Below are 23,060 nucleotides of genomic sequence, written 5' to 3'. Positions count from 1 at the left end.
GGATGAAATTATCGTTTATAGGTGGGCTTGATGAAGGGCAGGGCAGCGACGGTGACGGGCAGATATTTGCCGCGCACTTCTGCAAAGACAGCCGTGCCGGGAGCGGCGTGGGAAACGGGGACGTAACCCATGGCGACGGGACCTTCGACCGAAGGGCCGAAGCCGCCCGAGGTCACTTCACCGATTTCCGTCTTGCCTTCAGCATCCGCGAACAGCTTCGAATGGCCACGCACCGGCGCCTTGCCCTCGGGCTTCAGGCCGACGCGGCGGCGCGATGTGCCGTCTTTCAGTTCGCCGAGAATGCGCTCTGCGCCGGGAAAACCGCCCTCGCGGTCACCGCCAGCGCGGCGCGCTTTCTGAATCGCCCATTCGAGCGAGGCTTCGATGGGGGACGTGGTGGTGTCGATATCGTTGCCGTAGAGACAAAGGCCGGCTTCCAGACGCAGGCTGTCGCGCGCGCCAAGTCCGATCGGATCGCAATCGGGATGCTCTAGCAGCGCCTTGGCGATCTCTTCCGCCTTGTCGGCGGGTACGGAGATTTCAAAGCCGTCTTCACCGGAATAACCGGAGCGGGAGACGATGCAGGGCACGTCGTGCAGCGGCACTTCCTGCACATCCATGAATTTCATTTCCGAGACGCCGGCCCAGAGTTCAGCCAGAACGGCCTCAGCGCGCGGTCCCTGAAGCGCGATGAGCGCCCGGTCATCGAGAAGCGTGATTTCGCAGGCGTCGGAAAGATGCGCCTTCATATGGGCGACGTCGGCATCCTTGCAGGCGGCGTTGACGACGACAAAAAGATGATCGCCGCGATTGGTGATCATCAGGTCATCGAGGATACCGCCGTTTTCGTCAGTGAAGAAGCCGTAACGCTGGCGGCCTTCCTTCAGGCCGAGAATATCCACCGGCACCAGCTTTTCCAGCGCGAGCGCGGCATCTTCATTGTTGCCGGATTTCGCCCTCACGATCACCTGGCCCATATGGGACACATCGAAAAGACCGGCGGAGGTGCGGGTCTGGAGATGTTCCTTCAGCACACCGGCCGGATATTGCACCGGCATGTCGTAACCGGCAAAGGGCACCATGCGGGCGCCAAGCGAAATATGCAGGGAATTGAGCGGCGTGATTTGAAGCTCGGCGGTATCGTCCAAGGACGCCTCCAGGGTTGCGCGAAAGATCGCGCGGGCTCAGGTCATGGCGCGAAAAACGCACCGGGTTCAAGAGCCCCCTCTGTCCTTGTCGCCTGAGATTGTTATCCCTTCGGCGAGCCGTCCTTATGAAAGGTGGCTTCTCTCCAGAGTTCCGTCGTCACCGCTGGTCCTTTTGCCTGAGAGTTTCCGGGGCGGTTGCTCCTTCGGCACCGCAGTGAAGCGGTTTCTCCCAACGATGATGCGACGCTCATTATCTGCGAAGCCCCGCTGTTGGCAAGGACCAAATGACGCATCTGAACAGATTCTTGCTCCATCTGCGCCATCGGCGCAGCGATCCGCGGCGATAGATGGCCTCGGCGGCTTTCTTCAGTCGGATTTTTTCTCCGGCAGGCCCTTGCGTTTTGTCGATGCGAAATCCTCAAGTTCCTTTTCCGTCATGGACTTCTCCATGCTTTTTGAAGCACCTTTTAAACTGGATTTCTTCGTTTCTCCGCGTTTGGCCGCCAGTGCGGCGCCCGCCGCTTTCTGCTGGGCCTTGGATTTGGCTGGCATTGTGGGCCTCCCTTGAACAATGGTTCCGGCAGGAAAATGCCGCCTGACATCTATTGTTCCCTTGCGACGGTCTGGCCTGCGGCAAAATTCCCCTTTGAAATCGGAGAGAAACAGGGATATCGCCTAGAACATGGATGCAAATCGAAAAAGACGGCTGATGGGGATGGAGAAAATGCTTTGCATTTTCTGCGCGACTCTGATGTTGTCCCTCGGCTTTGCCCACAAGCCGGCACTTGCCGTAGCCCCTGCCGTTGCGCTGGATGAGAGTTACCGGCTGCCGGACGGCAGCTTTGCGGAAATCTGCCTTGGCCATGGCAACGGCGTCAACGCTTCCCATACCAGGGAAGGCCCCGTCCATTCCGGCGACGCCATCCTGTTTTGCGAGGCCTGCCTGCTGGCCTCGTCCATTCTTTTGCCGATGCCCGATACGGCTGGCTGGCTGAAGACTGAATTTGCCTGGCTCGACAATCGCCTGCCTGCGGAATGGAGCTTCCGCTCCGTGCTGACGATCCGGAAACCCGCCGCGCGCGGCCCTCCGTCCCTGTCCGCCTGATTTTTCGTTTTACGGGATCATCGCCGCCTTTGCGGCACGGAGCGGCTGCGCGGACCCAGAGGGATGGCAGTCGCAGGGACAAGCAAATGAAAACCACCAAAATCATCACCTGCAGCCTTTTCGTCGCCTCGGTTTCGACCGCGCAGGCTTTCGCCCACGCCACATTCGTTGACGGTTCGGCCGAACAGGAAAGCACCGTCGTTGCCGCCCTCCAGGTGCCGCATGGCTGCGAAGGCGGGCTCGCCACCACCGAAGTGCAGATCAAGCTGCCGGAAGGATTCATTTCCGCCAAGCCCCAGCCGAAGGCTGGCTGGGAACTGGAGGTCATCAAGGGAGACTACCAGAAGGCCTATAAGAACCACGGCAAGGAAATCAAAAGCGGACCGGTCGAAATCCGCTGGAAGGGCGGCAACCTGCCGGATGAATTCTACGACACCTTCGCCGTACAGGGAAAAATCTCCGGTATAGAGGCGGGGCAGGACCTGCCATTCAAGGTAACGCAGCTCTGCGGCGACAAGGGCAAGGTTGCCTGGGACGAGGTGGCAGCGGCAGGCGTCGATCCGCATTCCCTGAAAAGCCCCGCTCCCACCATTCGCGTTGCCGCAAAGGCTGCGCATGCCGGCGGCCACGATCACTCGGCCATGGATATGGATGTCGTAAAGGCCGGCAGCCTCGAAGTGTCGGGCGGCACGACCAAGGCCATGCTGCCGGGCCAGCCTGTCGGCGGTGGATACGTGACGATCAAGAATGCCGGCGATAGCGACGACAAGCTGATCGGTGTCGAATCTTCGTCCGCCGGACGTGCGGAAATCCACGAGATGGCCATGGTCAACGACGTCATGAAAATGCGCAAGCTGGATGACGGCATCGTCATTCCCGCCGGCCAGACGGTGGAGCTGAAGCCCGGCGGCCTGCACATGATGTTCTTCGATGTGAAGAAGCCCTTTGCCGAAGGCGACAAGGTGCCGGTAACGCTCATCTTCGAAAAGGCCGGCAAGGTGGAGATCGTGCTGTCGGCAGGCGCAGCCAAGGGCGGCGGCGACCACCAGCATAATTGACCGATGAAAAACGGCTACCGGAACGCGTGACAGGTCCGGTAGCCGCAAATTTTCATCTATCGTGTTTGTTCTTCAGCGCCGTGGCGGAAAAGCAGGGTGGCATTCGCCCACGTGATTTTCCGGAACTCGGTCGCAAATCTCTAGAAGATCAGTCTGACACCAGGCTGAATGCGGGGATCCCGCCTATAGAGCGAGAAACTGAAGAAACGACATTAAAATATCTATATATCCACCTGATCTATAAATTACTTTCAGATTTCGAGGTGAAGCTGTTTTCCTCGTAGGCCTCCACGGCCTGCTCCAGTGTCGCCTGCGGCTCCTGGCGCTGGCTGCTCGCTATCAGAAAATAGAGGGTGAGGGCCGGCGGCTTGATCGTCGTCATCAGGCCCCTGAGCTGGAAGTCATCCCCGTGTTCGGCCTTGCGCGCCAGTTCGTGAATGGCCTCTTCAACCTCGCTCTTGCGCGGCACGCGTTGCGGCGGCTTCATGGCCTCCAGCGCATAAGCCGCAGTATTTGCGGAAACGGAAAGAACCTGTGTCATCGAACCTCCGGCCATCTTCGCCGACCCTGAAAAGCCGGAGATTAGCAGCTGCCCATTGTTGGAAGGCTAAATCGCACAGCTGCAATTTAATTGTATTTTAACAGCCGAGAGCGCCGGGCAAAGGGGTTTCGCCGGCGGTTCCCATGGGCTAAAAATGTCCTGGACCTTCCGGTCCGACGATTTCTTCCGGAGACACAATTCCCCATGATCAATATCGCCCTTGTCGCCGCAGGCGGCGCAATCGGTTCTGTGTTCCGTTATCTGGTCGGGGTCTGGAGCGTGCGGTTGGCCGGACCGAATTTCCCCTGGGGAACCCTTGCCGTCAATGTGGTCGGATCTTTCCTGATCGGTCTGCTGGTCGAGCTTGTGGCGCGGCGACTGAACGCTTCGATGGAAATGCGCCTGTTTCTCGTCACGGGCGTGCTCGGCGGGTTCACCACATTCTCGTCCTTCTCGCTCGACGCGGTCGCGCTGTTCGAACGCGGCGCGCTCGGGCTTTCTGCCGTTTACGTGCTTGCAAGCCTTGCGGTTTCCATCGCGGCGGTTTTCGCCGGGCTGGCCTTGGGCCGCAGTTTGTTCTAAAGGCTTGGTCCAAACGGCGCGCCGACGAATAGGGCGCGCGATCAGGACAGAAAGACTGGAAATTTCATGGCAGGTATCGAGCATATCAAGGTCGGGGCCGACGAGGCCGGTATGCGCCTCGATCGCTGGTTCAAGATTCATTATCCAGGACTTGGTTTCGGGCAGTTGCAGAAGCTTCTGCGCTCCGGCCAGGTGCGTGTGGATGGCGGCCGGGTGAAGACGGATGCACGCGTGCAGCCGGGACAGATGGTGCGCGTACCGCCGGTCGATTCCGATCTCAAGGTCAAGAGCGGCCCGATCGGATCGAAGGACCTCAAACATTCCGAAGATGGCGAGCTTCTGGCGCGCATGCTCTTGCATGAAGACGACAAGGTGTTCGTTTTCAACAAGCCGGCCGGCATTGCCGTGCAGGGCGGCTCCGGCGTCACCCGCCATATCGACGGGCTGCTGGAAGCCTGGACCAACCAGAAGGGCGAAAAGCCGCGTCTGGTACACCGCCTCGACCGCGATACGTCGGGTGTGCTGGTGGTTGCCCGCACCCGCGGTGCTGCGCAGAAGCTGACCGCCGCCTTCCGCGAACGCGATACCAAGAAGACCTATTGGGCGCTGGTCAAGGGCGTGCCGCGCAAGCATCAGGACAAGATTTCCACCTGGCTGGTCAAGGAACAGACGATGGATGGCGATCGCATGCGTATCGCCAAGCATGGTGAGGAGGGCGCCGATCACGCCGTTTCTTATTACCGCGTCATCGATACCGCCGCGCAGAACCTCGCCTGGCTGGAGATGGAACCCTATACCGGCCGCACCCATCAGCTTCGCGTTCACGCGCTGCATATGGGCCACCCGATCATCGGCGATCCGAAATATTATATCGAAGATCCGAACTGGGACTTCCCGGGCGGTATCCAGAAGCGCCTGCATCTGCATGCACGCCATATCGACATTCCGCATCCGAATGGCGGCCGGCTTCGGGTCAGCGCACCCCTGCCGCCGCATATGGTACAGACCTGGAACCTGCTCGGTCTCGACGTGGCCGATGGCGATAGGGAAGACTGACAGCCCATGAAACTGGTTCTTTTCGATTGCGACGGCACGCTGGTGGATAGCGCCGGCCTGATCCATGCCGTCATGTCCGATACTTTCGCCGATTTCGGCAAACCGCGCCCCGATATCTCCGAAACCAAGGCGATCATCGGTCTGACGCTGGATATCGCCATCGCCCGCATGCTCGGCAAGGCGCATGTGGATGACGAGGCGAAGGCGATGACGGAACGTTACAGGGAAATCTATCATCCCCTGCGGGAGCGGCCGGAAATGACCGTGCCGCTTTTCGACGGTATCGCCACGCTGATCGATACGCTTTCGAGACGCGACGATATGCTGATCGGCGCGGTGACAGGCAAGGGTCGTCGCGGTCTCACCCATATCCTCCAGACCCACGGCCTTGCCGATCACTTCATCGTTTCGCGCACGGCGGATGATTGCCCATCCAAGCCGCATCCGGCCATGGTGATGGAATGCTGCCATGAAACCGGCATGGTTCCGGCCGATACTGTCGTTGTCGGCGATGCGATCTATGACATGCAGATGGCCAAGGCTGCGGGCGCGAAAGCAATCGGCGTCGCCTGGGGTTATGCCTCGGTCGACGATCTCTGGAAGGCGGGCGCCGATGCGGTCGTCAGCCACCCGCGCGAAATTCCGGCCTATGTTCCGGCCGATATTCTTGAATAACCCTTTCTATCCGACTGACGAGGACGTGCCATGCGTGATCTCCTGAACGACCTTTCGGAGGGCCTGAGCCATCCCGACCCGATCCTGCGCGCGCAGATCCAGATGCAGAAACCTTTGCCGAAGCGGTTCTACAGGGATGTCACCGTCGGCGAGGCGGAGGAGGGCGGCTTTACCATCCTTCTCGATGGTAAGCCGCTACGCACTCCCGCCAAGAAGCCGCTGACCGTCCCGACGCGTGCGCTGGCGGAACTGCTTCGCGACGAGTGGGACGCCCAGAAAGAAGTGGTCAATCCGGTGGTCATGCCCGTCTCTCGGCATGTGAACACGGCCATTGACGGCGTCGCCAACGACACGCAGGCGGTTTTTGAGGACATACTTCGATTTTCCTCTTCCGATCTCCTCTGCTATCGCGCCGGCGATCCGGAAGCGCTGGTCGCGCGGCAGACGGACCATTGGGATCCGGTTCTGGACTGGGCGGCCAATGTGCTCGGCGCGCGCTTCATTCTCGTCGAAGGCGTGATGCATCAGGATCAACCGCGCGAAGCCATCGCGGCTTTTGCGGTAACGCTGAAGAAATACGACACACCGATCGCGCTTGCCGCTCTTCACACAATGACGTCGCTGACCGGTTCCGCCATTCTGGCGCTGGCGCTGGCGGAAGGGGAGCTGACGCTGGAGGAAACCTGGGCGCTTGCCCATCTGGACGAAGACTGGACCGCCGAGCAATGGGGCGAGGACGAGGAGGCGCTGGAGCGCCGCGCCGTCAGGCTTGTCGACATGCGGGCGGCCCTCAATGTTCTGGAGTCCCTGAAGAGCGCTTCTTAACGCTTTTCTAACCCTGATGATCGAATATGCGGTTACCTCACGTTAGGGGAGCCGCTGATCATGACCACCTCGTTGAAACGCCTTGGCATTCTTGTGCTGGCGTGTTTCACGCTCATGTCTTTCAGGCTGGAACCGGAAGCGACCAATACTGACCGGCTGCTTTACGATGTGCGCGGCGCATTCGTCGCCGCACGCCCGGATGTCGCTCCGGCGCTGATGCAGTCCATTCATGCGCAGGTGCAGAATGCGATCAAGACCACGGCGCGTGGAGAAACCCGGCCGCGCGTGGTGCTGACCATTCGTCTGGCATCTGTTACACGCGGCCCGTTCCTGTTCGGGGAAAGGGCGTCAGCCAAGGTCATCGTCCGCGCCGCCGCCGTTGCGACGGGAGAGGTGATCGCGGAAGCCAAATTCACCGCCACCGTCGTCAGCTTCGACGATCAGTCGATAGAGCAGGAACTTGCCTATGGCGTCGCCGAACGCGTGATCCGCGAATTCAGGCTCAGCCGGCCTGGCCCGACGACGCTGGCGACGGCTCTATTTCCATAAGCAGGACACAGAAGGCCAGCGCGTGACGCCTATTCGTCCGCATTTCAGCTTCAGAAATATTTCAAGCTTCAATTACGCGCATCTCCGGTACCCTTAAGTTCACATACGTCGCGTATATGGAATTGACATGCGGCGCGTATGTAACTATCTGACATACGTAACGTATGTAAATGGCCGTCCGAAGCCCTCTTTTAAAAGAGCAATGCTTCTCGCGTCCATGACCAATCAGCCAAAAGAGAGATGCACAATGACCGCACGCGAAGCAATTTTCCCCGCTAACAGGCATGCGCTTTACGAGGAGCATGGCTATTCCGCAGCTATCCGATCCGGCGACCTTCTTTTCGTTTCCGGCCAGGTCGGCAGCCGTGCCGATGGAACGCCTGAACCTGATTTTGAACGTCAGGTCCGGCTGGCCTTTGAAAACCTCAAGGCCACGCTTGCGGCGGCGGGCTGCACCTTCGATGATATCGTGGATATAACGACGTTCCACACGGATCCGGAAAACCAGTTCGGAACGATCATGACCGTCAAGCAGGAGATTTTCAGCCAAAAGCCTTACCCGAACTGGACGGCTGTCGGCGTCAACTGGCTTGCCGGCTTCGATTTCGAGATCAAGGTCATTGCCCGCATCCCGTAATGTCAGGTTAAATCTGCCGCGGCGGCGCTTACAGGGCGCCGCAGCTTGCCTCTCCGTTCTTAACCCAGCCGCTCCGCATGCCACTTCAAATGGTCATCCATGAAGGTGGAGATGAAATAATAGGAGTGGTCGTAGCGCTCATGCATGCGCAGCGTCAGGCCGATATCCGTGCCCTTGAGCGCTTCTTCGAACAGCCAGGGGCGCAGGCCCTTTTCAAGAAAACTATCGGCCTTGCCCTGATCGATCAGGAACTCTGGAAAACGCGCACCGTCCTCGACCAGCGCACAGGCGTCGTATTGACGCCATGCAGCCTTATCCGCACCGAGATATTTTTCCAGCGCCGGCTCGGACCAGTCGGCCGAAGAGGGAGCCACGATCGGCGCAAAGGCGGAGCAGCTCTTGAAACGCCCGGGGTTCTTGAGCGCAATGGTCATCGCGCCATGGCCGCCCATCGAATGGCCGAAAATGCCTTGGCGGCTCATATCCGCACGGAAATGCTGGCCGATGAGGGCCGGCAGTTCTTCCGTCACGTAGCTGTACATCCGGTAGTGCTCGGACCAGGGCTCCTCCGTGGCATCGAGATAAAATCCGGCGCCCTTGCCCATCTGCCAGTTGGTCAGTTCATCCGGCACATCATTGCCGCGCGGACTGGTATCCGGGCAGACGACGATCAGCCCGAGTTCGGAGGCCATGCGGCGATATTCGCCCTTTTCCATGACATTGGCGTGGGTGCAGGTGAGGCCGGAGAGATACCACAGGACAGGGCAGGGCTCGTGGATCGCCTTCGGCGGCACATAAACCGCAAAGCTCATCTCAGATTTCAGGGTTTCCGATGTGTGCGAAAATACGCCCTGCATGCCGCCAAAGGCCGTATTCTGCGAAATAATGTTCATGAAGCCATTCCTTGTGAAAATTTCCCGGTTCAGCCCGCAAGCGAGACGGCTGCATTGACCGCCGCCGCCACCAGAACCGTGTTGAAGAAGAAAGAAACGATGGAGTGCAGCAGCGTGACCTTGCGCATGGCGGTCGTGGTTATACCCACATCCGACGTCTGCGCCGTCATGCCGATCACCACGGCGAAATAGAGAAAGTCGTAACCGCAGGGTTCCTTCGTGCCCGGAAAATCCATGCCGCCGCGATGCTGGCGTTTGCCGTCCACCATGGCCGGCCGCCAGTAAAGATGGGCGTAGTGCAGGGCGGTCATGGTGTGGATGGTCAGCCAGCCGAAGATCACCGAGGCGAAGGCGATGAGCAGCGTCCAGACCGTTTCGCCCGTATGGTTGAGGGCCTGAAACAGCGATACTACCGCGACTGCAACGGCAAGCAGCGTAACGGCGATGATGGCGACCGCAGGCAGGTCGTCGCTATCGGCATGGGCCTTCAGATGCTGCGCCGTCAGGCCCGACAGACGAAAGGCGATAAGGGTGAGGTAGGTCAGGAAGAACAGAACGGCCGCGATCTCTATCGCCAGCGGCGGCGCGAAAACCAGCGCCAGGCCAAGGCTCGCGGCGCCGACCAAAAAGGCAATGACGAAAGGTTGATGGCGGCGATAGCCGTTGCTTTTCATATTGGCCGGGGTCATGGGCGGCACCTTTCCGTTGGCGCCGTCATTTTTTGACACGGCGGCAGAAACGGTCAAGCGTCTCCAGAAAAGCGGATCGGTCACGCGGTGAAAAAGCCGCATTATATCCCTTGCTTTCACCGGTTTCGCGCAGATGCGCACCAAGATCGCGCATCGCCGTCGCCATCCCGATATTCGACTGGTCAAAAACGCGGCCGGTTGGCCCGGTCACCAGCGCCCCCTTGGCGACGCAGCGCCCGGCCAGTGGCACGTCGGCGGTGATGACGATATCGTTCTCACCGGCATGATCGGCGATCCAGTCGTCCGCCGCGTCGAAACCGGCGGATACGATGACGTTTTTCACCATGGGATCGCGCGACGGGCGCAGACCGGAATTGGCAACAAAGGTCACTTCCAGCCCATGCCGCTCCGCCACCTTGAGAATCTCCGGCTTCACGGGGCAGGCATCGGCATCGACATAGATTTGCGGGTTCTGCGGCATGGGCACTCTTTTTGAGATAATTCCTGCCACGCTTCTAAGCGCAAACGCCGCGATTACCAAGCCCGCCATTCTTGAAATGCGGGTTCGATGCCGGGCAGGGGCGCACTTGCGACCACCCTGAAAATCGCCTATGTTCCCTTTATGTTCTTGTCCCGAAAGGTTTCCCATGCTGGAAGAGTTCATCGTGCAGGCGAAGTCCGCCACCTATGTCGGCGGCGGCAACAAATCCGCTACGCCCACGCGCAAGGGATCGCACGATCTCGGCTATCAGAGCGGCGACTGGCACTATATCGACAGCTATTTCGGGGGAACCGATTTCATCGGCCAGGAGGTCGTCTGGCATGAGGGAACGGCGGTGTGGGCGATGAGTTATTACGGCCGCATCCTCCGGCCCGACATGATCGACGGCGCCACGGCTGGCATGGTCATTCAGCGATCGCTTTCCACGCTCTATCGTGAGGGTCGGTTCCTTGGCGGCTTCACCCACCCGGTGGAAAATCTGGTCTATGTCGATACGAATGAGGGTGAATTCCGGTCCTTCACCGGCATCGAGCGCATTTACCGGGGCCATGTCGAGACGTACCGGCTTGACTATCATGGCGGGATCATAAAGCCATAGCGCGCAGGAGATGCCATGGACGGGAGTTTGCGATGGCAAATGGCGACGCTCAATTTTTCAAGGCAACACTCTATTTCGACGGCGAACCCACGATTTCCGATTTGACGCTGACAGAAGCGTGGGGCGAGGAGGGATATGAATGTGAGCGGCTGAGCGAAAAGGGTGTATTTGACGGCCTGCGCGGTTCGACCAGGGTTTTTGTCGGCACTCCCGAGCCGGTCATAGCGGCGCCGGTTGCGCCGGCCCAATATCCGGCAGTCGCAGAGGCGAGGGTCGACTGGTCAAAGACCTTTTGCATCGATGCCAAAGCGGCATATGACGATTTAAGCCGCGCAACACATCAGTGCGAGTTCAGATTCCTGATCATAGCGGATGAGGACGATCCTGAAATCGCCCATAACGAGATCGCCTCAGCCCTGCTCGGCATTCATCAGGTCGCTCCCATGCTGGCCGTTGCATTGCATTATCTCGACATGATCGTCGGCCGCGCCAATCTCGATGACTATCTGAACTATGCAAATAGCCATCTGGACCAACCGCAGCAAATGGCGGCGATGCTGGCCTTCGGAACCTTCGTGATGGAGGAGGGGGAAAAGATCAGGGCCTGGACGACGGGTCTGGAACATTTCGGCCAGACGAATCTGCTTTTCGAAACCCCGGCCGGAGATGCGACGGAAGCGCTCCTCACCCTATTCGGCCTCGGGCATCTCGTCGTCAACGGGCGACGCTTCGCCGCCGGCGAAGCCATAACATCTTTCGACCTTCTTGCGCGTTTCACGCCCGCCGAACTCGATGCCCGGCCAATGCTGCGCGTTGTCAGGCAGGAAGCCGGCTAGAGCGCGCTGTCTTACCTAAGGAAGGATGGGACGATGATGTTTCACCGCCCCATCAAAGGCTTCAAATCAGCCGGGCTGCTTGGTCTTGCGCAGATACGGAAGAACCGTGTCGTAAGAACCGAAACGGGCAATCGCATCCTCGTTGGAAACGGCGGCGGTGATGATGACATCCTCGCCCTGCTTCCAGTTGGCCGGGGTTGCCACCTGATGTTTGGAGGTGAGCTGGATGGAATCGATGGCGCGAAGAATTTCCTCGAAGTTGCGGCCGGTGGTCATCGGGTAGGTGAGGACCAGCTTGATCTTCTTGTCGGGACCGATGACGAAGACCGAACGCACGGTGGCGTTGTCGGCAGGCGTGCGGCCTTCGGAGCTGTCGCCAGCGCCGGCGGGCAGCATGTCGTAGAGCTTGGCGACCTTCAGGTCCTTGTCGCCGATCAGCGGATAATCGACGTTGAAACCGGTCGCGGTGCGAATGTCGTTCTTCCATTTTTCATGGCTTTCGACCGGATCGACCGAAATACCGATGATCTTGACGCCGCGCTTTTCGAATTCCGGCTGCAGGCCGCCCATCGCGCCGAGTTCCGTCGTGCAGACCGGCGTGAAGTTTTTCGGATGCGAAAACAGGACCGCCCAGCCGTCGCCGATCCAGTCGTGAAAGCTCACCGGACCATGGGTGGTCTCGGCCGTGAAGTCGGGTGCTATGTCGTTGATACGCAGGCTCATCTGATGTTTTCTCCCTAATGATTTGAACTAAAAACTGATGGTTCTCGGCAATCCGTGTCCGGCGCTGGAGCTTAGAGTTTTTGCGTGAAATGGCCAGCCCTTTCATCGGGCTTAGGCGGTATTTGCTTCAGCCCCACAGAGATTTGATAACCCTGATTTTCCCTGTTTGTCGCGGTTTCACGATATCGGCCCGGTTGATTGTTTCAGGAGGACATGATTATTCCAGAGACGATCGGGGGGCCATCATGACGACTTCTTCTGCGCCTGCTTCTGCAACGGTCCGGGCACGCATTCCAGCGACGGTCTGGGTGCTGGGCATTGTTAGCCTTCTGATGGATATTTCTTCGGAAATGGTGCAGACGCTGCTGCCCTATTATCTCGTTTCCGGCCTCGGCGCTTCCGCGGTCACTGTCGGTTTCATCGAGGGCATGTCGGTTGCCATCGCCACCACAACCAAGCTGTTTTCCGGGATTATCGCGGACTGGACGAGGCGGCGGAAAATGCTCGCCGTGCTTGGATACGGTCTCGGCGCAATCTCGAAACTCGCTTTTCCCTTCGCCACCTCGCTTGGCTGGATCGTCGCCGCCAAGGCGGTGGACCGGGTCGGAAAGGGCATTCGCGGAACGCCGCGCGACGCCCTTATTGCCGATGTGACGCCGCCCGAAATTCGTGGCGCCGCATTCGGGCTCAGAAAGTCGCTCGATACGGTTGGCGGCTTCATCGGACCGCTGGCGGCCATCGGGCTGATGTTCGCGCTCAGCGAAAATGTACTCGCCATCTTCTGGATCGCCGTCATTCCCGCTTTCCTTGCGGTGTTCATTCTCATCGCCGGTGTGAAGGAACCGGATGCGCCCGCAAGACCAAAAGCCGAAAAGCCATTCCGGCTCGCCGATTTTGCGAAACTCAATCAGGCGGTCTGGATCGTCATCATCGCGGCGTCGCTCCTGACCTTCGCGCGTTTCAGCGAAGCATTCCTGCTGCTGAAATCCGAAGAGGCGGGTTTCCGGCCGGCATGGATACCGATCACGATGGTCATCATGCATGTCGTCTATGGCCTGACTGCCTATCCCGCCGGCCGGCTTTCGGACAGGATCGGCCGCGCGGGAATTATCGCGGCGAGCGTGGCCGTGCTGGCGGCCTCTTATCTGACGCTCGCTTTTGCCAATTCCATTCCGCTGTTCCTGTTCGGCATTCTTCTGTGGGGGCTGCATATGGGCCTGTCGCAGGGGCTGCTCGCGGCCCTGATTGCGGAAACGGCGCCGCCACACCTCAAGGGAACGGCCTTCGGCGTTTTCAATCTGATGACGGGTCTGGCGGTGCTGGTCGGCAATGTCATCGCGGGCTTGCTGTGGGACATCCATGGTTCCTTCGGCACGTTCCTGGCGGGCGCCGCACTGTCTTTTACCGCCTTGCCGGTGTTGATCTGGGTGTCCCGTCGAAAGCGCACCGCCGCCTGAGCCTGTGCCGAAAACACGACGACGTTGTTTTCGCTCATCCCAACGCATAGTGTGACACAACGTCAGGCGAGAGCAGGGGTGGGGAGTGATGGAGAACAGCAATGACAGTCACCATTACCGCTTTTGAACGTTCGCCCGATGGCGGCAAGGGTCTCGCCCGCGACATGCGCGTCCGCTGGGCACTCGAAGAAGTAGGCCAGCCCTATGACGTCCGCCTTCTTTCCTTCAAGGCGATGCGGGAACCGGCGCATCTCGCGCTTCAACCCTTCGGGCAGATCCCGACCTATGAGGAGGGCGATCTCGTCCTGTTCGAATCCGGTGCGATCATATTCCATATAGCCGAACGCCATGCCGGCCTGTTGCCGCAGGATGCGAATGCGCGGGCGCGCGCGATCATGTGGATGTTCGCCGCACTCAGCACCATGGAACCGCCCATTGTCGAGCATTTTGTCACCGGCTTTCTCGAAAGGGACAAAAGCTGGCACGGCGAACGCCTGCAGATCGTCGATGAACGTATTCGCAAGCGGCTCGGCGAATTGTCCAGCCGACTGGGCAAGGCCGAGTGGCTCGACAGCGCATTCAGCGCCGGTGATCTGTTGATGATATCGGTGCTGCAACGGATAAAAAGTTCGGGCATTCTCGATGAATACGCTAATCTCGCGGCCTATGTCGCCCGAGGCGAGGCGCGTCCCGCCTATAAACGCGCCTTTGCCGATCAGTTGGCGATTTTCAAAGCCGCATCGAACGGCTGAACCACCTCAAGCTGAGGGACGCTCGCTGCCGACTGCCGGCGATCAGGCCGAGGTGCTGACGCGATAGGCCATTCCCAGCGACCTCGGCGCGGTCTCCCTGAAGCCGAATTTTTCGTATAGCCTGTTTGCCGGCACATCGGCAATCAGGCTGACATAGGCCGAAGCGGGAAGCTCGCTCTTCACATGGCTCATCAGCGCCTCCATGACCGCCTTGCCCAGGCCCCGGCCCTGATGGGCGGGATCGACGGCAATGTCCACGATCTGAAAAAAGCAGCCGCCATCGCCGATCAGCCGGCCCATGCCGATGGCGGACCCTGCATGCAGAACCAGCACGGAGAAGACCGTGCCCTGCAAACCCTTCTCCGCCGCCTCCCGTGAGAAGGGGCTTAGCCCGGCCACGGCGCGAAGGCGCAGATAGTCTTCGACAGACGGGGTTTGCGCTACAATGGAATAGTCGGGGGAATAATCGGGTTGGTTCATTCGACTCTCCTCTTGGCCGCGCTCTGAAAGCGCCGCCCAATATGTGGAGAAGAGTTCTACAGGAGCTTTACCGATTCTGACGCGCAATTTTCAGCGCGTGAAGATCGTGCTGCGCGCGGACGCCCATGAAGGCGACCGTTTCTGTCTGTTAGCGGCGGCCTTCCACGGCGGAACGGATATGCGAGCGGCTGACGCCGATGTCGGAAAGGCTTCTGTCATCGAGCGCGCTCAGTTCGGCCACGGCGCGACGGTTGCGGAAATAGTTTCGAACGGTTTCGTGAAGTTTCATTTTCATGGTTTCCAGTGATGAAGTTGCATAAAATATGCCCATTCTGACGCGAAAAATACAGGCATTTGCCTGCATGGAAGACATGCAAAAATCGAAACCCGACGTCTGGATAGGGGGAAACAACTGCCGGCATAAGGAAACGCTATAGCGGCAGAAAGGACTTGTGTTGGCAAAATATCCGGCGATGAACCTACTCTGCCTGAAAGATTAGCATGACGTTGATCGACAAGAACCGCAAAAGCGGCAAAAGCTCGCCCGGCCAAAGCCGGAACAGATAAATCCGAAAAGGAGTGGGAACATGAAAAACGGTATTACTCGCAGACTTCTACTGGTTTCCGCAGCGGTCGCTCCGATCCTGAGCCTGTCGCCGGCGCTCTCCGCCGCAGCTTATGCGGCCGACACGATAAGGCTCGGCCTCGTCGCGCCGATGAGCGGTCCGAATGCGCGCTACGGCGCTTTCTCCATGCACGGCGCGGAACTCGCGGTAAGGGATATCAACGCGGCCGGCGGCATCAATGGCCAGCAGATCGAACTTTTCAACGCCGATAGCCAGGGCACTCCGGTCGAAGGCGTTTCGGCCACCCGCCGCCTGATCGATCAGGATGAGGTGGATTTCGTCATCGGCGACGTTTCCAGCTCCGTGACGCTTGCGATGCAGCCTGTCGCCGAGGATGCCGAGGTTCTGCTGCTGAACGCGGCGTCCTCCAACCCGAAGATCACCTATCAGGCGGGTGTCGGCGGTTTCAAATGGACATTCCGCAATTATCCGACGGATGAGAACCGCGCGCTCGTCGTGGCTAAATACGCCGCCGAACAGCGAGGTTTCACGAAGTTCGCCGTCCTGTCGGTCGATAGCGACTACGGCCGCTCCGCCATCACCTTCACCAAGAAATATCTGCCTGACTTCAAGGGCGAAATTCTCAGCGAGGATTATTACAAGGAAGGCGAGGTCGACTTCCGCAGCGTGCTGGCGAAGATCCGCGATAACGGCGCGCAGGCGATCATCATGTATGGTCTGGCCGATACCACGCCAATCGTTGCCCGCCAGATGCTGGAACTCGGGCTTGCCGGCAAGGTTGTGCTGATCGGCAACGGTGAATTCAACACCGAAAAGACGATCAAATCCGCGCCGAAAGCCATGGAAGGCGCCGTGGAAGCCGCCGCCTGGCTGCCGCAGTTCGATAGTCCCGCCAGCAAGGCCTTCGTCGAGAAATTCACCGCGACATACAAGGAAGCGCCGAACAATCACGCCTATGTGCATTGGGATACCGTCAACCTGCTCGCCCAGGCGATCAAGGAAGCCGGAAGCGCCGACCGCAACGCCGTCCGCGAAGCGCTCTCCAGGATCAAGTACAAGAGCCCGGTCGGCGAAGTGACCTTCGACGATCACAATCAGGCGCGCCTTCCGATGATCCTTCTCCAGATCGAGAACGGCAAGCCCAGCATCAAGGGCGCTTATACGGCGGAAATCCAGTACCCTGCGAACTGACAGACCGGGAGGGGTACAGCCATGTTCTCGACAATTCTCGAGCAAGTCGTAAACGGGATCGTCACCGGTTCCGTCTACGCGATCGTCGCCGTCGGCATGACCATGATTTTCGGGGTGCTGAGAGCCATCAACTTCGCTCATGGCGAATATTACATGCTCGGAACCTTCGGGGCGTGGTTCGCAATCGATTATCTCGGCCTTTCCTATGAGGCTTCGATCGTCGTCGGCGTGCTTTCCACCGTGGTCGTGGCATATGTGGTCGGCCAGCTGGTGATGCGCAGAATGGTGGGAGCGCCGGCGGAGTCCGGCGTTCTCGCCACCCTCGGCATCGCGCTGATCCTGCAGAACACGATCATTTTCGTCTTCGGCGGCGGCTACAAGTTTTTCGCCGGCGGTTATATCGAGCCGATTTCCATTCTCGGCTTCACGCTGGCGCAGCAGCGCGTGCTCATCCTCGTCGTCTGCCTCATCGTCTTCGTCGGTCTGGAACTGATGGTCACCTATAGCCGTCTCGGCATGGCGATGCGGGCGGTCTCGCAGAATGTCGAATGCTGCGGCGTGGTCGGCATCGATGTGTCGCAGGTCGTGTTGCGCACCTTCATCCTGGGCGCCGCGCTCGCCGCACTTTCGGGCGTGCTGACCGCGCCGGTCAATGTCAGCGTCTATGGCGGCATGGGGGAACTCATAACCTTCAAGACCCTGCCGATCATCATCATGGGCGGTCTTGGCAATGTGCGGGGCACCTTCTTCGCGGCCATGATCCTCGGCATCGCCGAAAGCCTCGTCGCCACCTATGTCGGGCTGCAATTCCGCGACACGGTGGGCTTCGCAACGCTGATCCTGATGCTGATGTGGCGTCCGCACGGCCTGTTTTCGACGCAGGCGCGCTTCTAGAGCATTTCCAGGAAAAGTGGACCCGGTTTTCCGTCCGGAAATGCGGAAAAATAAAGAGTTAGAGCGCTTTGGCGATTCGAAGAAAAGCCAAAACGCTCTGGAAGCCGCGCCCGCCGAATTTACTCGAATTTTGAGGACTAGACATGTCTCTCACAGACACCGTTCCCCAGGCACGCCGCCGCGATCTGCGCATTCCGCTCGCCGCCGTCCTGATCGTCGTCGCACTCGCCGCGCCCTTCATCGGCACGCGTTACGTCACCCATTCGCTCATCATCGCGCTCATCTTCATGCTGCCGGCGCACGGACTCAACCTGCTTGTGGGCTATACCGGTCTGCTGTCGCTGGCGCAGGCGGCTTTCTTCGGCATCGGCGCCTATACCGCCGGCCTGCTGGCGGTTCACTATGAAACGCCGTTTTACGTGAACCTCATTGCCGCCGGCCTTGTCTCCGGCGCGCTTGCCCTGCCGCTCGGCATTCCGGCTTTGCGTCTTCGCTCGACTTCCTTCGTCATGTGTACGCTCGGTTTCGTCATCATCGGCCAGGCAATCGCAAAGAACTGGATTTCGCTGACCCGTGGCGACATGGGCCTCTCCGGCATCCCGAAGCCTTATTTCGAGCTTGGCCCGCTCTCCTTCACGGTCAGCGGAACCACCAGTTTCTATTATCTGGCTCTCGCCATCTGCGTGCTGGGAACGCTTGCCGCATGGGCAATCGTCCGCTCGCCAGCGGGCCGCAACATGGTCGCCATTCGTGAAAACGAGACGCTGGCGGAATCCCTCGGTGTCCCCACCTGGCGTTACAAGCTGATCGTTTTCATGCTGAGCGCGGTCTTTGCCGGGGTGGGGGGCAGCCTCTATGCCCATTATCTCACGGTGGTCAGCCCGCTGACCTTCCAGATGTATTATTCCACGACGATGCTCATCATCGTCCTCGGCGGTGGTGCTGGCATGATTTCCGGAACCGTCTTCGGCAGCCTGCTTTTCGTCGGACTGACCGAGGCGCTGCGCGTCGCGCCAGAAGTGCGGATGATCGCTTATGGCTTCTGCCTTCTCGTCCTCGTCTTCTGGTTCAAAAAGGGCTTTGCTCCCCTGATCAATCGCTTCTGGAACGCGATCGGAGGCTCGAAATGACGGCTCATCTTCCCATCCTCGAGATAAAGAACCTCAGCAAGTCGTATGGTGCGGTGAAGGCGGTCAACGATGTCAGCATGCACATCAATCGCGGCGAGATCGCCGGGCTGATCGGCCCCAACGGTTCCGGAAAATCCACCTTCTTCGATTGCAGCACCGGGCTTGCCCGGCCGGATACCGGCAAGGTGATCCTGGACGGGCAGGACATCACCGGCTGGTCGCTCAACCGCATCGCCCGCGAAGGCCGCATGCTGCGCTCGTTCCAGAAGACGGTCACCTTCAAGGCGCTCGATGTGGAGGAGAACCTCATCATCGCCGGGCAGATGTTCACCTTTCCCTCGCTCCTGTCGACATTCGGGCTCGGCGGCATGTCGCGCCGCCGCGTGGCCGGGTTGAGAGAGCGGGCGCGCGAGCTGATCAAGATGGCGGGCCTCTGGGACGTTCGCCACCAGCCCGCCGGCAACCTCTCCGGCGGCCAGCAGAAACTCATTCAGTTCGCTTCCATGCTGATGCCGGAACCGAAGCTCATCCTGCTCGACGAGCCGATGGCGGGCATCAACCCGAAGATCATCGAGCGCGTGGTGGAGACGATCCAATATGCGAATAAATCGCTCGGCGTGAGCTTCCTCGTCATCGAACATAATATCGATGTCGTCACCAGCATCTGCCAGCGTGTCGTCGTGCTCGATCAGGGAACGAAACTGGTCGAGGGACTGCCGCATGACATCATTCAGGACCAGCGTGTGAGGGAGGCCTATCTTGGCGGCTGACAGCAATCTTTCCATCAAAGGCCTGCGCGCGGGTTACGGCAATCTCGATATCCTGAACGGCGTCGATCTGGATGTGCCGGCCGGGCAGTTCGTGGCTCTCATGGGGCCGAACGGGGCGGGAAAATCCACCCTGCTCAAGACGCTCTACGGTATGACGACCATCAAGGAAGGCGGCATCGACTGGCGCGGCAGGAATATCGCCGGATTGTCGTCGCGCGCCATTCTGGGGGAGGGCATATCCTTCGTGCCGCAGGGCCGTTGCAACTTCCCGGTCATGACTGTCGATGAAAACCTGCAAATGGCCGCCTATACCATTCGCGACGCCAAGGTGAAGGCGGACAGGGATTATGTCTACGACCTTTTCCCGATCCTGAAGACGCGGCGCTCGACGCTCGCGGGCAATATGTCGGGCGGCGAGCAGCAATTGCTCGAAGTGGCGATGGCGGTTCTGCAGCGGCCGAAGGTGCTACTGGTGGATGAGCCCTCGGTTGGCCTGTCGCCGGCCGCAATCGGCATCGTGTTCGACGAGCTGCTGCGGCTACATGCGAACGGCATGACCATCCTGCTTGTCGAGCAGAACACCAAAAAGGCCATGGAGGTGGCGCAGCGCGCCGTGATCCTCCGTCTCGGCAAGGTGATCTGGGACGGCACGCCGGCGGAGATCACCCATGACGAACTGGGCGAATTGTTCCTGACCGGAAAGATGCGCGGCGAACTCGAAGCCGCGCACTGACTGGTCCAAAGCTTTAGATTGAGACGAGGAAAGACCATGAGCACTTTCGTGCCAGCATCACGCGTGTCGAGAATAAAGGTATCGCCGAGCACGGCGGCGGCGGCCCGCGCCCGCGAATTGAAGGCCGCCGGCCGCGATATCGCCGACCTGACTGTGGGCGAGCCGGATTTCGATACGCCGGAAGCCGTCAAGGCCGCGGCGCATGCCGCCATCGACCGGGGAGAGACTAAATACACCGCTGTCAACGGCACGCCAGCGCTTCGCAAGGCGATCATCGGCGACTTCCAGAAACGTCTCGGCATCGCCTATGGCGAGAGTGAAATCTGCGTCGGCGGCGGCGCCAAGCAGATCCTGTTTCTGGCGCTGATGGCAAGCGTGGAAAATGGTGCGGAAGTCATCATCCCGGCTCCCTACTGGGTGTCTTATCCCGATATGGTCATCGCCAATGACGGCACGCCCGTCATCGTCGCATGCCCGGAGGAAACGGGGTTCAAACTGACGGCTGAAGCGCTGGAAGCGGCGATCACCCCGAAAACGCTGTGGTTGATCCTCAACGCCCCCTCGAACCCGACGGGTGCTGCCTATAGCGAAGCGGAGCTGAAGGCGCTGGGCGACGTATTGCTGCGCCATCCGCATGTCATGGTCCTTTCCGACGATATTTACGATCAGGTCTGGTTCAGGGACGAGCCGATGAAAACCCTCGTTGCCGTCGTTCCGGAACTGAAGGACCGCGTGCTTCTGACCAACGGCGTTTCAAAATCCTATGCCATGACGGGATGGCGGATCGGCTATGGGGCAGGGCCGGCAGCACTCATCGCCGCCATCAACAAGTTGCAATCGCAGATGTCATCCTGCCCGTCCTCGGTCAGCCAGGCCGCCGCCGCCCATGCGCTTTCCGGCGACCAGACATTCGTGACGGAAAGTGTTGCGGTCTATAAACAGCGGCGCGACTACGCCTGCGCGCGCCTGAACGCGATCCCCGGCCTTTCCTGCATGGTTCCGGATGGGGCCTTCTACCTCTATCCGAGCTGCGCCGGGGTGATCGGCAAAACGACGGCGGATGGCAAGATGATCGAAAACGATCTCGACTTTGTCCTCTATCTCCTCGACAGCGTCGGCGTGGCGGCTCTTCAGGGCGCTGCCTATGGGCTGTCGCCCTATTTCCGCATTTCCTTCGCCACCTCCATGGAGGTGCTGGAGGATGCATGCGACCGCATCGAACGGGCGGTGGCGGCGCTAAGATAGGGCAAATCGGACCCATAAACAGGCGCGCCTCTACAAGGGTTCGTGACGCTTTTCACCTTCCGTCATTCCGGCCTTGAGCCGGAATCCAGCCAGCCCAAGTCCTTGGGCTGAAAAGACTCATCCCGCCGCGCAGACGCGCGTCGACTGGATTCCGCCTCGGGGCCGGAATGACGGAGGTGGGGTTGCACGCGCAAAGCTGTGTCGTGCACCTGAACATATATCGAAAAAGCACCTATCCCATTGAAATTACGCATCGTCCTTGCAGAAATCCATTCCTGTTTCCGCATCAATGCGCTAGGATTTCCCCAAAAAGTGGGGACCGATGAGCGTCGATTTCAAAAAACTCAAAAGCTTCGTCAAGATCGTCGATACCGGTAGCGTGTCGCGCGCCGCCGGCATTCTGCGTGTGGCGCAGCCGGCGCTGTCGCAGCAGATCGCCTCGCTGGAACAGCATTTCAAGCATCAGCTTCTGTTGCGCAGCAATGTCGGCATCACGCCAACCGAGGCCGGGCTGATCCTCTATCGCCATGCGCAGATCATGCTGAAGCAGATCGAGCAGGCGCAGACCGATATCGATCGCTCGGCCCGCTCGCTCTCCGGCCGCGTCTCCATCGGGCTCGCCACCTATTCCTCGTCCAGCGCGCTGTCGCTGCCGCTCATCAAGGAGATGAGGGCGCGGTTTCCGGCCATTACGGTCCATATCAATGACAGCTTCGGCCATATCCTCAGCGAGCTGATCATGACCGGCAAGATGGATATGGCGCTGATCTACACCTCCGATCCCATCAAGGGCGTGACGCTGGAACCTTTGTTCCGGGAGGAGATGTTCCTTGTCTCGCCCGCCGATATGAAGCTGCCGGCCGAACCCGGCCAGCCGCTTCCGCTCTCGGCGCTGGATGGACACGCAATGTTGCTGCCAAGCAAGGCGCATTTCCTTCGCCGGCTCATCGACGAAGGGCTGGCGCGGGCGCGCTCGAAGCCGGAGGTCATTTCAGAACTGGAATCCGTGCCTGCTTTGGGCGCTGCGGTGCTGGACGGCCTCGGCTCGACGATCCTTCCCGCCTCGGTGGTTTTGGAAACCCCAAGCTTCAGTGGCGCGCAGCTGCACCCGCTCACAACCCCCGTCATCGACGCCACGGTTTCGCTCTGCGTTTCCGATCATATGCCGCTTTCCGAGCCGGCGCTGGCGGCGCGTTCCGTGCTTCTCGAGATCGTCACCAAGCTCAAGAGCGGCCACCACCCCGGCATTCGCGCGATCTGAATTCGCTATAAGCAAACCCTATGGCGGCAGACCGAGGTTGTGTTGGTAAAGGCCGGCTGAAGGCTTCAATTTTCCCTCAGTGAACGGACCCAAATCGTGGGTCCAAAAGGCAGCCGTAGAGGCTGCGTGGTCGCTCGAGGGAA

Annotated in this window: 28 protein-coding genes and 1 riboswitch; of the genes, 19 read left to right on the top strand and 9 right to left on the bottom strand. The window is 59.7% G+C overall.

Annotated features, from left to right (window positions below; translation table 11 throughout):
* Positions 1-8 precede the first annotated feature (8 nt).
* Both gcvT and ACIK7D_RS00825 read right to left on the bottom strand, forming a co-directional pair.
* Entirely contained in the window at positions 9-1,148 is a 1,140-nt protein-coding gene (gcvT, locus tag ACIK7D_RS00830) for a glycine cleavage system aminomethyltransferase GcvT (RefSeq protein ID WP_400155415.1), read from the bottom strand.
* 154 nt (positions 1,149-1,302) lie between these two features.
* A riboswitch (glycine riboswitch) is annotated at positions 1,303-1,390 on the bottom strand.
* Positions 1,391-1,514: 124 nt separating this feature from the next.
* A complete protein-coding gene (locus ACIK7D_RS00825) occupies positions 1,515-1,700 on the bottom strand; it encodes a DUF3008 family protein (RefSeq protein ID WP_065655407.1) in 186 nt (61 codons plus the stop codon).
* 172 nt (positions 1,701-1,872) lie between these two features.
* Here ACIK7D_RS00825 and ACIK7D_RS00820 point away from each other — a divergent pair, with 172 nt between their 5' ends.
* Entirely contained in the window at positions 1,873-2,253 is a 381-nt protein-coding gene (locus ACIK7D_RS00820; RefSeq protein ID WP_400155414.1) for a hypothetical protein, read from the top strand.
* A gap of 86 nt (positions 2,254-2,339) precedes the next feature.
* On the top strand, positions 2,340-3,311 hold the full coding sequence (locus ACIK7D_RS00815; RefSeq protein WP_137451990.1) for a copper chaperone PCu(A)C: 972 nt from the start codon (positions 2,340-2,342) through the stop codon (positions 3,309-3,311).
* Positions 3,312-3,549: 238 nt separating this feature from the next.
* Here the strand turns inward: ACIK7D_RS00815 and ACIK7D_RS00810 are convergent, their stop codons facing one another.
* Positions 3,550-3,852, bottom strand: coding sequence for a hypothetical protein (locus ACIK7D_RS00810; RefSeq protein WP_035239747.1), 303 nt, complete (start codon positions 3,850-3,852; stop codon positions 3,550-3,552).
* Between the two features lie 204 nt (positions 3,853-4,056).
* Here ACIK7D_RS00810 and crcB point away from each other — a divergent pair, with 204 nt between their 5' ends.
* The 6 genes from crcB (at position 4,057) to ACIK7D_RS00780 (ending at position 8,176) form a co-directional block, all read left to right on the top strand.
* Positions 4,057-4,434: a fluoride efflux transporter CrcB gene (gene crcB, locus ACIK7D_RS00805; RefSeq protein WP_059752900.1), complete on the top strand. Its 378-nt coding sequence runs from the start codon at positions 4,057-4,059 to the stop codon at positions 4,432-4,434.
* A gap of 66 nt (positions 4,435-4,500) precedes the next feature.
* Positions 4,501-5,490: an RluA family pseudouridine synthase gene (locus tag ACIK7D_RS00800; protein WP_003523610.1), complete on the top strand. Its 990-nt coding sequence runs from the start codon at positions 4,501-4,503 to the stop codon at positions 5,488-5,490.
* Positions 5,491-5,496: 6 nt separating this feature from the next.
* Positions 5,497-6,165 carry an HAD family hydrolase gene (locus ACIK7D_RS00795; RefSeq protein WP_400155413.1) on the top strand — a complete coding sequence of 223 codons (669 nt, stop codon included), beginning with the start codon at positions 5,497-5,499 and terminating at the stop codon, positions 6,163-6,165.
* 30 nt (positions 6,166-6,195) lie between these two features.
* Positions 6,196-6,990 carry an ATP12 family chaperone protein gene (locus tag ACIK7D_RS00790; RefSeq protein ID WP_080817085.1) on the top strand — a complete coding sequence of 265 codons (795 nt, stop codon included), beginning with the start codon at positions 6,196-6,198 and terminating at the stop codon, positions 6,988-6,990.
* A gap of 60 nt (positions 6,991-7,050) precedes the next feature.
* On the top strand, positions 7,051-7,539 hold the full coding sequence (locus ACIK7D_RS00785; protein ID WP_080817084.1) for a hypothetical protein: 489 nt from the start codon (positions 7,051-7,053) through the stop codon (positions 7,537-7,539).
* 247 nt (positions 7,540-7,786) lie between these two features.
* Positions 7,787-8,176, top strand: a complete 390-nt coding sequence (locus tag ACIK7D_RS00780) for a RidA family protein (RefSeq protein WP_080817083.1) — start codon at positions 7,787-7,789, stop codon at positions 8,174-8,176.
* A gap of 59 nt (positions 8,177-8,235) precedes the next feature.
* Here ACIK7D_RS00780 and fghA read toward each other — a convergent pair whose 3' ends face one another.
* From fghA to ACIK7D_RS00765, 3 genes are read right to left on the bottom strand one after another with little or no spacing between them, the layout of a single operon-like run.
* Positions 8,236-9,069, bottom strand: coding sequence for an S-formylglutathione hydrolase (gene fghA, locus ACIK7D_RS00775; RefSeq protein ID WP_262535240.1), 834 nt, complete (start codon positions 9,067-9,069; stop codon positions 8,236-8,238).
* Positions 9,070-9,098: 29 nt separating this feature from the next.
* Positions 9,099-9,758: a DUF1345 domain-containing protein gene (locus ACIK7D_RS00770; protein WP_127756056.1), complete on the bottom strand. Its 660-nt coding sequence runs from the start codon at positions 9,756-9,758 to the stop codon at positions 9,099-9,101.
* Between the two features lie 25 nt (positions 9,759-9,783).
* On the bottom strand, positions 9,784-10,239 hold the full coding sequence (locus ACIK7D_RS00765; RefSeq protein WP_003502698.1) for a YaiI/YqxD family protein: 456 nt from the start codon (positions 10,237-10,239) through the stop codon (positions 9,784-9,786).
* 166 nt (positions 10,240-10,405) lie between these two features.
* Here ACIK7D_RS00765 and ACIK7D_RS00760 point away from each other — a divergent pair, with 166 nt between their 5' ends.
* The gene (locus ACIK7D_RS00760) at positions 10,406-10,858 is read left to right on the top strand and encodes a DUF5680 domain-containing protein (protein ID WP_174056759.1); all 453 of its coding nucleotides are present in this window, start codon (positions 10,406-10,408) and stop codon (positions 10,856-10,858) included.
* Positions 10,859-10,890: 32 nt separating this feature from the next.
* Entirely contained in the window at positions 10,891-11,694 is an 804-nt protein-coding gene (locus tag ACIK7D_RS00755; RefSeq protein WP_400155412.1) for a hypothetical protein, read from the top strand.
* Between the two features lie 66 nt (positions 11,695-11,760).
* Here ACIK7D_RS00755 and ACIK7D_RS00750 read toward each other — a convergent pair whose 3' ends face one another.
* Positions 11,761-12,417, bottom strand: coding sequence for a peroxiredoxin (locus ACIK7D_RS00750; protein WP_035217366.1), 657 nt, complete (start codon positions 12,415-12,417; stop codon positions 11,761-11,763).
* A 245-nt stretch (positions 12,418-12,662) separates the two neighbouring features.
* Here ACIK7D_RS00750 and ACIK7D_RS00745 point away from each other — a divergent pair, with 245 nt between their 5' ends.
* The gene (locus ACIK7D_RS00745) at positions 12,663-13,874 is read left to right on the top strand and encodes an MFS transporter (protein ID WP_269314666.1); all 1,212 of its coding nucleotides are present in this window, start codon (positions 12,663-12,665) and stop codon (positions 13,872-13,874) included.
* 101 nt (positions 13,875-13,975) lie between these two features.
* A complete protein-coding gene (locus ACIK7D_RS00740; RefSeq protein ID WP_400155411.1) occupies positions 13,976-14,626 on the top strand; it encodes a glutathione S-transferase family protein in 651 nt (216 codons plus the stop codon).
* Between the two features lie 42 nt (positions 14,627-14,668).
* Here ACIK7D_RS00740 and ACIK7D_RS00735 read toward each other — a convergent pair whose 3' ends face one another.
* Positions 14,669-15,106, bottom strand: a complete 438-nt coding sequence (locus ACIK7D_RS00735) for a GNAT family N-acetyltransferase (protein ID WP_400155410.1) — start codon at positions 15,104-15,106, stop codon at positions 14,669-14,671.
* Between the two features lie 148 nt (positions 15,107-15,254).
* Positions 15,255-15,395 (bottom strand): DUF1127 domain-containing protein, encoded by a 141-nt coding sequence (locus tag ACIK7D_RS00730; protein ID WP_080853169.1) that lies wholly within the window; start codon positions 15,393-15,395, stop codon positions 15,255-15,257.
* A gap of 298 nt (positions 15,396-15,693) precedes the next feature.
* Here ACIK7D_RS00730 and ACIK7D_RS00725 point away from each other — a divergent pair, with 298 nt between their 5' ends.
* From ACIK7D_RS00725 to nac, 7 genes are all read left to right on the top strand, one after another.
* Positions 15,694-16,884: an ABC transporter substrate-binding protein gene (locus tag ACIK7D_RS00725; RefSeq protein WP_400155409.1), complete on the top strand. Its 1,191-nt coding sequence runs from the start codon at positions 15,694-15,696 to the stop codon at positions 16,882-16,884.
* Positions 16,885-16,905: 21 nt separating this feature from the next.
* Complete coding sequence (locus ACIK7D_RS00720) at positions 16,906-17,778, top strand: branched-chain amino acid ABC transporter permease (protein WP_035217353.1); 873 nt, start codon at positions 16,906-16,908, stop codon at positions 17,776-17,778.
* Positions 17,779-17,921: 143 nt separating this feature from the next.
* Positions 17,922-18,908 carry a branched-chain amino acid ABC transporter permease gene (locus ACIK7D_RS00715; RefSeq protein WP_080817073.1) on the top strand — a complete coding sequence of 329 codons (987 nt, stop codon included), beginning with the start codon at positions 17,922-17,924 and terminating at the stop codon, positions 18,906-18,908.
* Positions 18,905-19,678 carry an ABC transporter ATP-binding protein gene (locus ACIK7D_RS00710; RefSeq protein WP_080817072.1) on the top strand — a complete coding sequence of 258 codons (774 nt, stop codon included), beginning with the start codon at positions 18,905-18,907 and terminating at the stop codon, positions 19,676-19,678. The genes ACIK7D_RS00715 and ACIK7D_RS00710 overlap by 4 nt, the downstream gene beginning before the upstream one ends.
* On the top strand, positions 19,668-20,411 hold the full coding sequence (locus ACIK7D_RS00705; RefSeq protein ID WP_400155408.1) for an ABC transporter ATP-binding protein: 744 nt from the start codon (positions 19,668-19,670) through the stop codon (positions 20,409-20,411). Before ACIK7D_RS00710 ends, ACIK7D_RS00705 begins: the two co-directional genes overlap by 11 nt.
* Positions 20,412-20,447: 36 nt before the next feature.
* Positions 20,448-21,656: an aspartate transaminase gene (locus tag ACIK7D_RS00700; protein WP_400155407.1), complete on the top strand. Its 1,209-nt coding sequence runs from the start codon at positions 20,448-20,450 to the stop codon at positions 21,654-21,656.
* 322 nt (positions 21,657-21,978) lie between these two features.
* Entirely contained in the window at positions 21,979-22,917 is a 939-nt protein-coding gene (gene nac, locus ACIK7D_RS00695; protein ID WP_400155406.1) for a nitrogen assimilation transcriptional regulator NAC, read from the top strand.
* Positions 22,918-23,060: the final 143 nt, after the last annotated feature.

It is taken from the genome of Agrobacterium sp. P15N1-A (assembly GCF_044626815.1).
GTDB classification, from domain to species: Bacteria; Pseudomonadota; Alphaproteobacteria; order Rhizobiales; family Rhizobiaceae; genus Agrobacterium; species Agrobacterium leguminum.
The sequence above is the reverse complement of the archived record's forward strand: the minus strand, read 5'-3'. Positions and strand labels throughout refer to the sequence as shown.

Bases quoted from the DNA above. Each gene is read 5' to 3' on its own strand.
- ACIK7D_RS00785 (WP_080817084.1), top strand. From the start codon at position 7,051: ATGACCACCTCGTTGAAACGCCTTGGCATTCTTGTGCTGGCGTGTTTC.
- ACIK7D_RS00725 (WP_400155409.1), top strand. From the start codon at position 15,694: ATGAAAAACGGTATTACTCGCAGACTTCTACTGGTTTCCGCAGCGGTC.
- ACIK7D_RS00720 (WP_035217353.1), top strand. From the start codon at position 16,906: ATGTTCTCGACAATTCTCGAGCAAGTCGTAAACGGGATCGTCACCGGT.
- nac (WP_400155406.1), top strand. From the start codon at position 21,979: ATGAGCGTCGATTTCAAAAAACTCAAAAGCTTCGTCAAGATCGTCGAT.
- ACIK7D_RS00770 (WP_127756056.1), bottom strand. From the start codon at position 9,758: ATGACCCCGGCCAATATGAAAAGCAACGGCTATCGCCGCCATCAACCT.
- ACIK7D_RS00740 (WP_400155411.1), top strand. From the start codon at position 13,976: ATGACAGTCACCATTACCGCTTTTGAACGTTCGCCCGATGGCGGCAAG.
- ACIK7D_RS00760 (WP_174056759.1), top strand. From the start codon at position 10,406: ATGCTGGAAGAGTTCATCGTGCAGGCGAAGTCCGCCACCTATGTCGGC.
- ACIK7D_RS00815 (WP_137451990.1), top strand. From the start codon at position 2,340: ATGAAAACCACCAAAATCATCACCTGCAGCCTTTTCGTCGCCTCGGTT.
- ACIK7D_RS00745 (WP_269314666.1), top strand. From the start codon at position 12,663: ATGACGACTTCTTCTGCGCCTGCTTCTGCAACGGTCCGGGCACGCATT.
- ACIK7D_RS00820 (WP_400155414.1), top strand. From the start codon at position 1,873: ATGCTTTGCATTTTCTGCGCGACTCTGATGTTGTCCCTCGGCTTTGCC.
- fghA (WP_262535240.1), bottom strand. From the start codon at position 9,069: ATGAACATTATTTCGCAGAATACGGCCTTTGGCGGCATGCAGGGCGTA.
- ACIK7D_RS00795 (WP_400155413.1), top strand. From the start codon at position 5,497: ATGAAACTGGTTCTTTTCGATTGCGACGGCACGCTGGTGGATAGCGCC.
- ACIK7D_RS00700 (WP_400155407.1), top strand. From the start codon at position 20,448: ATGAGCACTTTCGTGCCAGCATCACGCGTGTCGAGAATAAAGGTATCG.
- ACIK7D_RS00800 (WP_003523610.1), top strand. From the start codon at position 4,501: ATGGCAGGTATCGAGCATATCAAGGTCGGGGCCGACGAGGCCGGTATG.
- ACIK7D_RS00825 (WP_065655407.1), bottom strand. From the start codon at position 1,700: ATGCCAGCCAAATCCAAGGCCCAGCAGAAAGCGGCGGGCGCCGCACTG.
- ACIK7D_RS00710 (WP_080817072.1), top strand. From the start codon at position 18,905: ATGACGGCTCATCTTCCCATCCTCGAGATAAAGAACCTCAGCAAGTCG.
- ACIK7D_RS00765 (WP_003502698.1), bottom strand. From the start codon at position 10,239: ATGCCGCAGAACCCGCAAATCTATGTCGATGCCGATGCCTGCCCCGTG.
- ACIK7D_RS00780 (WP_080817083.1), top strand. From the start codon at position 7,787: ATGACCGCACGCGAAGCAATTTTCCCCGCTAACAGGCATGCGCTTTAC.
- ACIK7D_RS00735 (WP_400155410.1), bottom strand. From the start codon at position 15,106: ATGAACCAACCCGATTATTCCCCCGACTATTCCATTGTAGCGCAAACC.
- crcB (WP_059752900.1), top strand. From the start codon at position 4,057: ATGATCAATATCGCCCTTGTCGCCGCAGGCGGCGCAATCGGTTCTGTG.
- ACIK7D_RS00750 (WP_035217366.1), bottom strand. From the start codon at position 12,417: ATGAGCCTGCGTATCAACGACATAGCACCCGACTTCACGGCCGAGACC.
- ACIK7D_RS00755 (WP_400155412.1), top strand. From the start codon at position 10,891: ATGGCAAATGGCGACGCTCAATTTTTCAAGGCAACACTCTATTTCGAC.
- ACIK7D_RS00730 (WP_080853169.1), bottom strand. From the start codon at position 15,395: ATGAAACTTCACGAAACCGTTCGAAACTATTTCCGCAACCGTCGCGCC.
- ACIK7D_RS00810 (WP_035239747.1), bottom strand. From the start codon at position 3,852: ATGACACAGGTTCTTTCCGTTTCCGCAAATACTGCGGCTTATGCGCTG.
- ACIK7D_RS00790 (WP_080817085.1), top strand. From the start codon at position 6,196: ATGCGTGATCTCCTGAACGACCTTTCGGAGGGCCTGAGCCATCCCGAC.
- ACIK7D_RS00715 (WP_080817073.1), top strand. From the start codon at position 17,922: ATGTCTCTCACAGACACCGTTCCCCAGGCACGCCGCCGCGATCTGCGC.